Origin of the sequence: Anoxybacillus andreesenii (assembly GCF_030813005.1) — a bacterium.
In the GTDB taxonomy this organism is placed as follows: Bacteria; Bacillota; Bacilli; order Bacillales; family Cytobacillaceae; genus Robertmurraya; species Robertmurraya andreesenii.
Window position 1 is genome coordinate 21,405 of the sequence record NZ_JAUSTU010000015.1, and the last position, 13,260, is coordinate 34,664.

Here is a 13,260-nt window from a genome sequence, read left to right on the forward strand (position 1 = left end):
GTAACACCTTCCTAAAAATCAAATCCTCCAAAATCAGAATTCGAAAACATATTGTTTCTTTCAATGATTTCATAAGTTATTTCTTGTTCAGGATGATCTCTTAATTCGATAATATAATCGAAATCATCCATCGTATATTCGGTATTTTGAATAAAAATATCTGGATGCTCAACAACCTTCACTACAGGCATGCGCATGATTTCACGGACAAGCTGCCAATGGGCCTCATTCGCTCTTTGCGTGGAGACAACACCGTCAATAATAAAAATATTATTATCGCTATACTCATCCTCTATTAATTTATTTCGTATCGTCTGTTTTAAAAGGGTTGAGGAGACAAACAACCATCTCTTGTTTGCAGAAACACTGGCGGCGACGATGGACTCCGTTTTTCCGACTCGCGGCATTCCTCTTATTCCAACAAGCTTATGTCCTTCCTTCTTAAATAATTCTGCCATAAAATCTACCAATAATCCAAGCTCATCGCGAACGAATCTAAAAGTTTTCTTATCGTCTGCATCCCTTTGTATGTAACGACCATGTCGTACAGCCAAACGATCCCTTAGCTTTGGTTCACGAAGCTTGATTACTTTAATTGTATCCATTGTATGTAAAATAGACTCAAGCCTAACAATCTGCTCGAAAGTTTCGGCAAGGATCAATAAGCCACGGCGCCCCTCATCAACCCCATTAATCGTGATAATGTTGATCGATAACATCCCCAATAAGGATGATATATCACCAAGTAAACCAGGGCGGTTCTTTTGGATCTCATATTCTAGGTACCATTCTTTTCTAACCACTCTAATTCCTCCTAAAAAGTAAGTGAGGATGTCTGATCAAAGGTGAACATTTGTAAATATATTGGGAGTAAGGTGAACTCAAAAGACATTTGTCTAGCCAATTTCACCAATTTAAGTTAAATGATCCTAGATTCTATAATAAAGGATTTGTATAGAATATGAAAGAAAAAACAAGCATAATCATATCCTCAAATAAGTTAGACGCAAAACATGCTCATATTGTTTCGAAAAAGCGATTGGAATAGTTGTTCAAGAAAACTCACGGTTTGAGAATAGAGCCTTCGAAAACTAGAAAAAGAGAGGCATACCGCCCCTCTTTTTCTAGTTTTTATCTATGAATTACTACCATTGTTCTGTACTAATTTTACCATCACATTAGCAATCGCACGCTGCTCTTCTTCACTTGCAACAGACCATAGATCAGCCAATATTCTTTCTTGTTCATTCTTCGGATCTACCTGTTTTGCTAGATAATCTCCAACCTGGAAGGCGACATCAGAAATCACCTGCTGGTTCATTCCTTCAGTTTTCGCTTGGTTTAAGCGATCACCTAAAAAGTCCTTCCACTGATTCCAGTTTTCAAGTACAGACATGTAATAACCTCCTTAATTGTATTACAAGGTTATTTTGCTTACATCAGAACGAAAATATACACATTTTTTCATTTGTATGTAGTAGCTTTTACTTACGTATACCATCCTCCATTTACAGGTATAATTTGTCCTGTAATGTAGGCTGCTTTTTCAGAAACCAGGAAGGACACCACATCAGCAATATTTTCTGGAGAACCTAAATGCCCCATAGGAATTTCTTCATTCAAGCTCGCAATGTCCTCTTCATTAAAAACGGTCATCATCGGTGTTCTAATGGCTCCTGGTGCCACCCCATTAACCCGAATTCCGTCCAGTGCGACCTCCTTGCTGAGCGCTTTAACAAAAGATAGCTGTGCACCCTTGACCGTGGAATAAGCTACTTCACACGCAGCACCGGTCTGTCCCCAAATAGAAGAGATCACAATGATATTACCGGCCCTCTTCTGCAGAAGCTTCGGCAGAAGTTCTTTTGTTATCAGCATGGGGCTGGTTACATGTGTCGTGACCAGTTCCTCCGCTTGCTCCCTTTCCAAATCCACAAGCAAACCATAGCGACTCATTCCGCTATTATGGATGATCGCATCAATGGAAAAAATATTTTCAACCAACCGTCTATATCCATCTGGAGACGACAAATCAGCTTGAATGGGGATATATTCGCCATCATAGCTGGAAAGCTCCTCCATCAGTTTTTTTATCGAATCCTTATTTTGAAAATAATGCAAATAGAGGGAGTAGCCTTCCCTAGCTAATTGTAGACAAATGGCCCGACCAATTCCCCCGCTTGCCCCGGTAACAAGAGCGTATTTTTTCATCTCTCCATTCTCCTTCTATCTATTTTCTCACGGAAAAAAGCGTCATTAAGACGCTTTTTTCTTCTTTGGCAGTACCTGGCAAACTGAAAAACGCTCCTCTGAAATGAATTCCTTTGCAACCTGGTTGACATCCTCTAATGTTATTTGCTCAAGCGTAGGAACGACATCAAATAGGTTCATCTCATTAAAGGCATAGCGTGTAAATTGGTTGGCAATAAACTCAGGAGAGTTGACAGCACGGAGAAAGCTACCTATTTTTTTCTTTTTCGTCCGTTCAAGCTCTTCCTTTGTAAGCCCCTTTTCCTTTGCTGCAAAAAGCATCCCCTTCAACAGTTCCACTAATTTTTCAGGATCCCGTGTGTCGCCGCCAATCATCGCAAAGCCAAAGCCCTGCTCCTGAGTGTATTCATAGGAAAAGGAATCATCAATCAAGCCAAGCTCATATAATTTATCATAATTGGCTGAGCTTTTCCCAAAAAGCATATCTAACAGCATATTGGTTGTTAATTCGTTCTTAAGCATTTCAGTCCCACTTTGCTGATCGTAGAGTGCCTTTATCCCAATGAGGCATTTCGGAGTTTGGACATTCATCTCAAGCACCTTCTTCGCCTCATTCGCTTCCCTTATCTCGGGCTCGAACTTCCGTTTAATCTCAGGCTGAGCCTTGAACGGTTTCTTTGCTTGGTTGTCTTTTATTTGCTTCATGATTTTGTCCGGCTCCACAGGCCCGACCACAAAAAGAAGCATGTTGCTCGGATGGTAAAAGGTATGATAGCATTCATACAGCATATCTTTTGTAATATGCGATATCGACTCGATCGTTCCCGCAATATCAATTTTAACCGGATGATTTTGATAGAGATTTTCGATTAGCCCAAAATAAAGTCGCCAATCAGGATTATCATCATACATCGTAATTTCTTGGCCAATGATCCCCTTTTCCTTCTCTACTGTCTTTTCTGTGAAATAGGGCTCCTGGACAAAATCCATCAACGTCTCCAAATTCAATTCCACATCTGAGGTACTTGAAAAAAGGTAGGCCGTCCTTGTAAAAGAAGTAAAGGCATTAGCGGAAGCACCCTGACGGCTAAACTGTTGAAACACATCGCCGTCCTCCTTTTCAAAAAGCTTATGCTCTAGAAAATGGGCAATTCCATCTGGTACCTTGACAAATTCATCCTTGCCTAATGGTATAAATTGATTATCAACAGAGCCATACTTCGTTGTGAAGGTTGCATAAGTCTTATTAAAGCCTTTCTTAGGAAGAATATATACCTCAAGCCCGTTGGATAATTTCTCGTGATATAGGTCCTCTTGCAATTGATCAAAAGTGATTTTCTCCATTACTGCGCCGCCTCCGTTCCCGTTAGGAAGTAAATCGTATCCAATTGAATCTTCTCCGATACTTTAATAATATCTTCCTTCGTTGCTTTATCCATTTCCTCCAACCATTCATCAAGAGAAATATTTTGCTGAGCTACAACATTATGATAGAGAACTTCAACAATCCCTCTAGCTGTATCTAGTGTTTCTAGAAACTGATTACGAATCACTGCTTTCGTTTGGCTGAGTTCCTGATCAGAGAAATCTCCCTTTTTCATGGCTGTTAATTGCTCTTTTATGATGGTAACCGCTTGCTCATAATTTTTATAGTCAATCCCCGACATCACCATCATCAATCCCTTATGACTTTCGAGTCGACTGGCAGCATAGTAAGCCAAACTCGCTTTTTCACGCACATTGATAAAGAGCTTTGAATGAGCAAACCCTCCGTAAATTCCGTTCATCACCTGAAGCGCAAAATAATCCTCGTCCCCATACACCACATTTGTCCGAAAACCAATATTTAATTTCCCTTGCTTCACATCCTGAACTTCCTGTATCTCTTGGACATCTCTTTTACTCGGGAGAATAACGTTTTCAAGGAGCTTTGGTTGACGTGCATTCAATTGCAGCTTTTCGTTTACAACTGCTTTCACTTCCTCCTCGGATATATCCCCGATTACATAAAGATCGATCTCATCCTCAGCCATTGCCTTTTCGTAATAGGCAAATAAGCTTTCAGAGGTGATTTCATCTACAGAGGCCATATCACCATGAACATGCAGGGCATATTTCTCACCCTTGCACATTTCTTCCACTAGCCGGTTACTCGAATACTTCATCTTATCATCGTAGACAGACTGAATTCTTTGTTTTAGCGTTCTTTTCTCCTTTTCCACGGTGTCCTTATCAAAGGCTTGGTTGGTCACATTCGGATTCATCAAAATTTCGGATAAAAAATCGAGTGCCTTTTTTAACAATGGAGTTGGGTCAGATAAGAACTTTTCATTCGCCACCTCCATGGTAAAAGTGATCACATGGTATTCACCTTTTTTAGCCAAATCAACAAAAAGACTTGCACCATATAATTCATCTAAATAGGATCTCAAAACCGTTGATGTTGGATAGGCCTTTGCATTACTTTGCAGGACATATGGAAGTAAAGCCCGATGTGTCACATCCTCTTTACTCAATGGTGCCTTCATTTTCCAAACAAATGTATTCGTTTTATATTTCTCTGTCTTCACGATATGAAGCTTATAGCCTTTCATCTCATGAATCGTTTCCGTTACGACCGCCATTTTTGTTATCCTCCTTAGATTGCTTACTATATGTATATCGAAACGTAATCCTTAATATCATACCCATTATCATCAGCTGTTTTCGTTTTAGACTATTTTTTTCTGAAGCTTATTTCTCAAACATTCCACAATATGATATTAGTTCTACTATACATTGTGATTATTTTCCATATCAAGTTAAAAAGCCGATACAAGGTTGACTAAAATCAGACCATGTATCGGCTTTTATCATGCAAGGATGCAAGGCATCGACATTAATTATCTCTTCGATGAATCAAATGGCTCCCCAGCGGCTTTTGGTGCCTGTGAGGATTTTGAGAAAATGACGAGTGCAATCAATGTGACTACGTAAGGAAAAATCTTCAATAAAATTGGCGGAATAACCGCTAACTCTGGTATAACCTGTGAAACGTTCGCAATCGTACTTGCAAACCCGAAGAAAAGGGTTGCTCCTAAAATACCAAACGGTCTCCATTGTCCAAAGATTAAGGCTGCTAATGCAAGGAATCCAAGACCAGACACGGTTCCCGTGAACTCACCAGCATAAGTTAGCAGGATAATTGCTCCCCCAAGACCAGCAAAAGCCCCAGAGATCATCACGCCACTGTAACGAATCCTTCTAACATTGATTCCAGCCGCTTCCGCAGCCTGAGGAAACTCTCCACAAGATCTTAAGCGAAGGCCAAACTTCGTCTTATAAAGGATGAAGGTACTGACTAATAGCACCAATAGTATGACCCATGTTGTTGCATATGTCTTCGTAAAGAATAAGTCTCCAATAATTGGTATTTTGGAAAGGATCGGTACATCAAAAGGCGCAAAACCTGTTCTGATTCTGATGTTACCACTACCAGTAATATTTCTTGCTAAGAATACGGTTAGTGCTGCGGCAATCATATTAATCGCTGTTCCACTTATGACTTGATCTGCACTTAAATTAATGCTTGCAAATGCGTGTAGTAGTGAGAAGAGTAGCCCAACTAACATCCCTACAAGAAGGCCGATCCAAAGCACTAATGAGTTATTTGATATCATATCTTGAAGATAGTGTACGGTAATAGCGGCAGCAAAAGCGCCCATAACCATCAGACCTTCAAGGCCGATGTTGACGATTCCACTGCGTTCACTAAATAAACCTCCTAATGCTGTGATAAGAAGAGGAATCGTGAATAGGATTGCGTAAGGAAAAATCTGTTCAACTATCGTCCACATCTTAGGCTTCCCCCTTCTTATGTTCAGGTCTATTTGCCTTACTTCGCTTAAATTTATCAATGATACGATGAATAAGAACACTTGTTGCTGCAAAGTAAATGATGATGGCAATAATCGTGTTTGCTAACTCTGGTGGAATTTCCGTCATCGCATTCATGAAGCCTGTACCAGAATAGAGAATACCGAATAAAATAGCAGCAAAGAAAACACCTATCGGGTTATTCGCCCCTAACAACGCTACTGCAATTCCGTCATACCCTTGTGATGGAAGCAGGCCAATTTGCATACTTGAAGCATTTCCTGTATACAGTGCAACCCCACCTAGTCCAGCAAGAGCACCGGAGATCAGCATCGACAAAATGATATTGCGGTTCACTCGCATCCCTGCATACTCGGCTGCGTGTCGGTTAAATCCGACTGCCTTCAGTTCAAAGCCAAGTGTTGTTTTATCAATAATAAAAGCAATAATGATGACTGCAATGATCCCTAGAAAGATCCCATAGTTAATATAAGACCCGTCAAACATATCGGACAAAAATGGAGCCCTTAATGTGTATTCATCAGGTAATTTTTGTGACTCGGTTTCAAGCGAAGGTCCTTTAAAATATCCTGGCACAATGTAATAAACACTCCAGTAGGCAATCCAGTTCATCATAATCGTCGATACTACTTCATGAACATTGAATCGCGCTTTTAGGATCCCCGGAATTAACGCAAAGAGTGCACCAGCCAGCAGGCCGCCTAGTATCATTAGAATCAGCATTACGGGTCTCGAAAATTCGAACGTCAATGCGATTGCCGTAGCTGCAAGACCCCCAGCAAGCATTTGACCAGCCGCACCAATATTGAATAATCCCGTTCTGAATGCAAAAGCAACGGCTAACCCGGTGAATATTAAAGGTGTGGCGGTCGCCAGTGTATTCCCAATGCGCTCAATATTGATGAGTGCACCTTGTAACAGATAATTGTAGCCCTCGATAGGATTGCTTCCTATCGCAAGCATCAATAGCCCCCCAGCAATAAGCCCTAATAGAATCGCTATGATTGATACGATGGTGTTTCTCATACGCTTCTCTCCTTACTAATCCCCGCCATCATTAAGCCGACCTCATTTTCATTTGTCTCAGAGGCTTGGACGATCCCAACAAGTTCTCCATTGTTAATAATGGCAATTCGGTCCGAAAGTTTTAGCACTTCATCAAGCTCTAGTGAAACAAGCAAAACGGCTTTCCCTTTGTCGCGGTGCTCAATTAATCGCTTATGGATATATTCAATCGAACCAACATCCAGGCCACGAGTAGGCTGTACGGCAATCAGCAAGTCAGGATCTAGCTCGATTTCTCTACCAATAATCGCTTTTTGCTGGTTTCCTCCAGATAACGTTCTAGCTAGGGAAGCTCCACCTTCACCTGAACGCACATCAAAATTCTTGAAAATATTTTCGGCGTATGCTCTTATCTCACCAAAATTTAATAATCCATTTTTGGCAAATGGTCGCTTATTATAAACCTCTAATACCATGTTCGAATCTAGACGATAGTCTAGTACGAGTCCACGCTTATGTCTGTCCTCTGGAATATGGCCAATTCCTTTTTCAATCCTATGGCGAATCGGGGCATTTGTAATATCCTCCCCATTTATAAGGATGTTCCCTGATTCTACCTTACGCAGGCCCGTAATTGCCTCTACAAGCTCGGATTGACCGTTTCCATCAACCCCTGCAATCCCGACAATTTCACCTCTTCTAACCTCAAGTGAAAAGTCCTTCAATGCCATTACCTTGCGATTATTTTTTGCAGACACAGAATCTATTTTAAGTACAGTATCCCCTGGTGTACTTTCTTTCTTATCCACTTTGAAATTCACGTGACGTCCTACCATCATTTCAGCGAGGCTTTCCTCACTCGTTTCCGCCACGTTGACCGTTCCAATTGATTTACCGCGGCGAATAACCGTACAACGATCAGCGACCGCTTTAATCTCTTTTAATTTATGAGTAATAATGATAATCGACTTACCTTCTTTAATTAGGTTTCGCATAATTTTCATTAATTCGTCAATTTCAGCTGGTGTTAAAACAGCTGTTGGCTCATCAAAAATAAGAACCTCTGCCTCACGATAGAGCATTTTCATAATTTCGACTCTTTGTTGCATCCCAACTGAAATATCTTCAATTTTCGCATAAGGGTCAACATTAAGACCATAATGTTTCGATAGTTCCTCAATTCTTTTCGCCGCTTTATCAATATCAAGAACCAAGCCCTTTAGCGGTTCACTTCCTAAGATGATATTTTCTGTTACGGTGAAATTTTCAACCAATTTAAAATGCTGGTGGACCATCCCAATTCCAAGCTGATTGGCCACATTTGGGTTTGTGATTCGAACTTCCTTTTCACGAACCTTAATAATTCCTCTTTCAGGTTGATACATTCCAAACAAAACACCCATTAATGTCGATTTTCCCGCGCCATTCTCTCCTAAAAGTGCATGAATTTCTCCCTTCTTCAATGATAGGGAAATATTATCATTAGCTACAATACCAGGGAATTCCTTCCTAATATTGAGCATTTCAACAACATAGCTCATCCTAGCACACACCCTTTTTTAAGTGTCACTTCCATCTATAAATAGGGAGTCCCCTATCATGATAAGAAATCTCTAATTGTTAAGTAAATCATTCATTAATTTTTGTTTTTTTAAGAATTTTGCTATTACTTTCACTCTAATATACAAAAGAGACGGAATTTCCGTCTCTTTTGCTCTGGATTACTTGAATAAATCCCCTTGCTCAGCGGAAACTTCTATTTCGCCAGCCTTAAGCTTTTCATAAACTTCTTTCACTTGTTTAACTGTTTCATCGCTTAAGTTAGGGTTTTCTTCAGGTATTCCCACACCATCGTTAGCAGCATCATATATTAATGTTTCTCCACCAGGGAAATCCTTATTTAAGAATCGCTTAACCATATCAAAAGATGCATGGTCAATTTTCTTCATAGCAGAAGTTAGGATCACAGATTTATCGCCTTCGTAGATTCCATCAGCATATTGGTCTACGTCAACACCAACCATCCACACTTCTTTACCAGATTTCACACGAGTCTTCGCTTCGTTAATCGCTCCTACTCCAACACCACCTGCAGCAGCAAAGATGACATTCACACCTTTATCAAACATTTGGGCAGCAAGCTGTTGACCAGCAGCAACATTATCAAAGGATCCTTGATATACTACATTTTCTTTCTTAATGGTAATTTTTGTGCCAAGGTTTTCGTTTGCATATGCTACACCTTGTTGGAAGCCCCAGTTGAATTTTTGCACTGGAGGAATTTCCATTCCACCGATAAATCCAGCTTCTCCTTCTTTTAGCTCAAGAGCCGTTGCCACACCCGCTACGAAACCAGCTTGGTGCTCAGCAAAGAAGATCGAAACCGTGTTATCAGCAACAACGGGATCATTTTTTCCGTCATTTGGGCTACCATCAATGATGACAAAGTTTGCATCCTTATACTTGTCTTGTGCCTGGAATACAGCTGTTTCAAATTTAAATCCAGGAGTAACGATAAATTTATAGCCAGCATCGTAAAGGTTTCCAATTTCTTTTAAATAATCAGCTTCTGTCGTACCGCCTGGCTTCAGATATTTTTCTTGTACGCCAAGCTCTTTACTTGCTTGAAGAATTCCTTCCCATGTACCTTGGTTGAAGGATTTGTCATCGATCGTACCTGCATCAGTAACCATACCGACTTTTAGAGCGTCCTTTTTATCTTTACCGCCCTCAGCACCATTACCTTCATCCTTACCGCAAGCACTTAACAATGTTCCGGCCGCTAGTACAAGTGATAAAGCTAATCCAAATCTACGCTTTTTCAAGGTTTGTTCCCCCTATTTTTTTGATTTAGTAGAAAACAATTGATTCATCCCGTTTCATACTCTCTTTCTGAGTACATGGAAACTGAACTTATCGGCTCTAAAATAGTTAACAGAATAGAGAATCGGTTCATCCATTTCGTCATAATGCATCTGCTTTAAAACAAGCAAAGCAGTCTCAGGATCACACTCTAGTATGGATGAAATGCGTTCGTGATATCCGATTGGTTCGATTTCAGCAACTGCATAAGTAATTCTTCTCTGTGCTGTCTCATCTAGTATGTTAAAAAGAGATTCCCCATCATGCGAAAAGGTTTCCGGCATGATATTGTGTGGAACCTTATCAACACAATAGACGACTGGTTCCCCATTTGCAGTTCGAACACGTTCAATCACTACAATCTTCTCATCCTGTCCGCAATCGAAACGACGAACATCCTCCTCTGTAGCATTTAGAGTATCAGAGCTCAAAAACTTTGTCCCTGGCTTCATCCCGACTTGAACAATCATATTAGTGACACTAATAAGTTGTTCAATTCCAGATGTGAACAGTGGTTTCGCGTTTACAAAAGTGCCCACGCCATGACGTCGGATAATTACATTTTCTTCTTCAAGAATACGAAGGGCTTCTCTAAGTGTCGCTCTGCTCACACCAAGTATCTTCGCTAAATCGAATTCTGATGGCAGCTGTTCCTTCTCCTTATAGATCCCTTTCTCAATATCTTGTTTGATCCGATCGATCACCTGTAAGTATAAATGTCTATTATCTGACTTGATGGACATTGCCCGCATCCTCCACTGCTTTTCTCCGAGACATCAGACCTCTGATGTATAATCATTCCTACTAATCGAAAATAATATACCATTTTTCCTAATATAAATAAATAGAGAATAACAAGATTTCAATAAAATTCCTTTGTTTCCAGTGAAAATTTGGTCTGCGCTTGTCTAAAAAAGGGGAATGGTTCATTGTTATGAACCTCCCCCTATGATGTTGCTTCATCAGATGGCTTTTCTATTAAAACAGCCCTCGGCTTACTTCCTTCGTAGGGTCCTACAACTCCTCTTAGCTCCATCTCATCAATCAAACGGGCCGCTCTCGTATAGCCAATTCGAAATCTTCTTTGCAGCATAGAAACGGAGGCTGTCTGCATTTCCAAAATAAGCTCAACTGCCTGATCATACAGCTCGTCCTCAACTTCTCGCGTGGTTTCAGGAAGCTCATCAGGAATCATTTCCTCCTGATATTGTGCCTTTTGCTGATCAATGACGAAATCCACAATTTCCTCTACCTCATCATCTGAAAGGAAGGCACCCTGTACGCGAATCGGTTTAGATGCACCTACTGGTAAGAACAGCATATCTCCACGCCCGAGTAGCTTCTCCGCTCCTCCCATATCCAAGATCGTTCTAGAATCTGTTTGTGAGGAAACTGCAAACGCGATGCGAGACGGAATATTCGCCTTAATCACACCAGTAATAACATCAACAGAAGGTCGCTGTGTGGCGATAATTAAATGAATTCCTGCCGCCCGTGCCATCTGGGCAAGACGTGTAATAGCGTCCTCAACATCTGAAGAAGCAACCATCATTAGGTCTGCCAGCTCATCGACAATCACCACAATATATGGAAGTAGCGGCTGCATCCCATCTTCTTCGGCATTATGGCGCCTTACATGTTCATTGTAGCCTTCAATATTTCTCGTTCCCGTATGTGAAAAGAGCTCATAGCGGCGCTCCATCTCACTGACAACCTTTTGCAATGCCTGAGAAGCCTTTTTTGCATTTGTGACCACAGGTGCCAGCAAATGCGGAATGCCATTGTAGACATTTAGTTCTACCATCTTCGGATCAATCATCATCAGCTTCACTTCATGAGGCTTGGCTCTCATCAAAATGCTCGTTATGATCCCGTTGATACAGACACTCTTCCCGCTACCTGTTGCACCGGCTACAAGGAGGTGTGGCATCTTGTTCAGTTCAGCTAGTACAGCTTCACCCGTAATATCCCGACCAAGTCCAATCATGAGCTTGGCATCTGGCTTATCATTCTGCTTAGATTCCAATACTTCACGAAGGGATACCATCGCTACCTCTGAGTTCGGAACCTCGATTCCAATGGCTGATTTACCTGGGATCGGTGCCTCAATACGAATGTCCTTCGCTGCCAGTGCCAATGCCAGATCATCACTTAAGCTTACAATCTTGCTAACCTTTACGCCAACATCCGGATGGACCTCATACTTGGTGACGGCAGGACCCAAATGCACCTGAGTGACCCGTGCTTTCACACCAAAGCTATGGAAGGTTCTCTCAAGCTTGGCCGCATTGGCATGAATGAGTTCATACTCACCACTCTGATCCGTATGCCTTGGCATTTTTAACAGCTGAAGAGGAGGCAGCTGATAGTCGACATTCTCCACTTCGGTAAAGGTCATAGGAGGGCTTGGCTCATCATCTATTTCGTGATGCTCGACTTCCTCAACAGGATGCATTTCAGACACAGCAGCCCTTTCCGTAAAGCTAGAAATAATGGGTTCAGGCTGCAGCTCGGCAATTGGATTATGTGTCTCAATTGGAATAACTGTGCCTCTTTCCTGTTCAGCCTCCTCCTCTAATTCCTCCACTTCTCTTCTTCTCGCTTCTTTTCTTTCCTGACGCTTTTGCTTGGAATTCTTCCAATCCTCTACAAAGGCAGCCCATTGCTTCTTCATAAAGCCAAAGGTGGCCCCGACAATTTTCCCGACCGCCTCGCCAAAGGTCTTCCCTGTGAGGAGAACGAGGCCCGTAATAATAAGAACACCTGCAATGATCTTAGTACCTACTGCATCAAAGAGGAAATAAAATAAAGCAAACAAAATGGAACCGATCATCCCTCCGCCTAGGTCGGTCGTACTTGTTTCCCCTTTCACCTCCATCCAAAAGAGCTCCCACGTATTTTTAATTACGCTCGGATCCTGGAATTTGCCGTCATTTAAGAGATTTTTAAACAAGGTTACATGACTTAGAAGCAAGAGGGAAGCAATGATCAGGTATATCCCAACGAGCCGCGGATGAAAAAAGCTCGGGATTTCCCTTTTCCAAATAAAATATCCACCAATGAAGACAAGACCTAAGAGAAATAGCATATACCATTCTCCGGCAAAAAAGCGGAAAAAAAGAACGAAGGCTGTTCCAACAGCGCCCAGTCTTGCAATGGAGATAGCAGCTAAAGCAATCAGTATAAGTCCTATTAGCTCAAAGCGGATCGTCCGTTTTAAATTTTTGTTTCTCTTTGTTTTTCTTCTTTTTCTCTTCGCCATTCAATCACCTAAAAAATTAGTAGAATTTAAAAACGAAAGCAGCC

The 13,260-nt window shown here is 41.2% G+C and carries 11 protein-coding genes; all 11 read right to left on the reverse strand.

What is annotated here, in order from left to right:
- Window positions 1-11 precede the first annotated feature (11 nt).
- The 11 genes from J2S07_RS15085 to J2S07_RS15135 all read right to left on the reverse strand — a co-directional run bounded on the left by J2S07_RS15085 (window position 12) and on the right by J2S07_RS15135 (window position 13,216).
- Complete coding sequence (locus J2S07_RS15085; protein WP_307151245.1) at window positions 12-803, reverse strand: DUF3388 domain-containing protein; 792 nt, start codon at window positions 801-803, stop codon at window positions 12-14.
- Between the two features lie 332 nt (window positions 804-1,135).
- Window positions 1,136-1,396, reverse strand: coding sequence for a DUF3243 domain-containing protein (locus J2S07_RS15090; protein WP_307151246.1), 261 nt, complete (start codon window positions 1,394-1,396; stop codon window positions 1,136-1,138).
- Window positions 1,397-1,488: 92 nt separating this feature from the next.
- Window positions 1,489-2,211: an elongation factor P 5-aminopentanone reductase gene (gene ymfI / locus J2S07_RS15095; protein ID WP_307151247.1), complete on the reverse strand. Its 723-nt coding sequence runs from the start codon at window positions 2,209-2,211 to the stop codon at window positions 1,489-1,491.
- Window positions 2,212-2,256: 45 nt separating this feature from the next.
- Window positions 2,257-3,555 carry an EF-P 5-aminopentanol modification-associated protein YfmH gene (gene yfmH, locus J2S07_RS15100; protein ID WP_307151248.1) on the reverse strand — a complete coding sequence of 433 codons (1,299 nt, stop codon included), beginning with the start codon at window positions 3,553-3,555 and terminating at the stop codon, window positions 2,257-2,259.
- Window positions 3,555-4,835 (reverse strand): EF-P 5-aminopentanol modification-associated protein YfmF, encoded by a 1,281-nt coding sequence (yfmF, locus tag J2S07_RS15105; RefSeq protein ID WP_307151249.1) that lies wholly within the window; start codon window positions 4,833-4,835, stop codon window positions 3,555-3,557. The genes yfmH and yfmF overlap by 1 nt, the downstream gene beginning before the upstream one ends.
- Before the next feature lie 258 nt (window positions 4,836-5,093).
- Window positions 5,094-6,047: an ABC transporter permease gene (locus tag J2S07_RS15110; RefSeq protein WP_307151250.1), complete on the reverse strand. Its 954-nt coding sequence runs from the start codon at window positions 6,045-6,047 to the stop codon at window positions 5,094-5,096.
- A 1-nt stretch (window position 6,048) separates the two neighbouring features.
- On the reverse strand, window positions 6,049-7,113 hold the full coding sequence (locus J2S07_RS15115; protein ID WP_307151251.1) for an ABC transporter permease: 1,065 nt from the start codon (window positions 7,111-7,113) through the stop codon (window positions 6,049-6,051).
- Window positions 7,110-8,633: an ABC transporter ATP-binding protein gene (locus J2S07_RS15120; protein WP_307151252.1), complete on the reverse strand. Its 1,524-nt coding sequence runs from the start codon at window positions 8,631-8,633 to the stop codon at window positions 7,110-7,112. The genes J2S07_RS15115 and J2S07_RS15120 overlap by 4 nt, the downstream gene beginning before the upstream one ends.
- A 180-nt stretch (window positions 8,634-8,813) precedes the next feature.
- Window positions 8,814-9,917 (reverse strand): BMP family lipoprotein, encoded by a 1,104-nt coding sequence (locus J2S07_RS15125; protein WP_307151253.1) that lies wholly within the window; start codon window positions 9,915-9,917, stop codon window positions 8,814-8,816.
- A 54-nt stretch (window positions 9,918-9,971) separates the two neighbouring features.
- Window positions 9,972-10,697, reverse strand: coding sequence for a GntR family transcriptional regulator (locus J2S07_RS15130; RefSeq protein ID WP_307151254.1), 726 nt, complete (start codon window positions 10,695-10,697; stop codon window positions 9,972-9,974).
- 203 nt (window positions 10,698-10,900) lie between these two features.
- Window positions 10,901-13,216 carry a DNA translocase FtsK gene (locus tag J2S07_RS15135; protein WP_307151255.1) on the reverse strand — a complete coding sequence of 772 codons (2,316 nt, stop codon included), beginning with the start codon at window positions 13,214-13,216 and terminating at the stop codon, window positions 10,901-10,903.
- Window positions 13,217-13,260 lie beyond the last annotated feature (44 nt).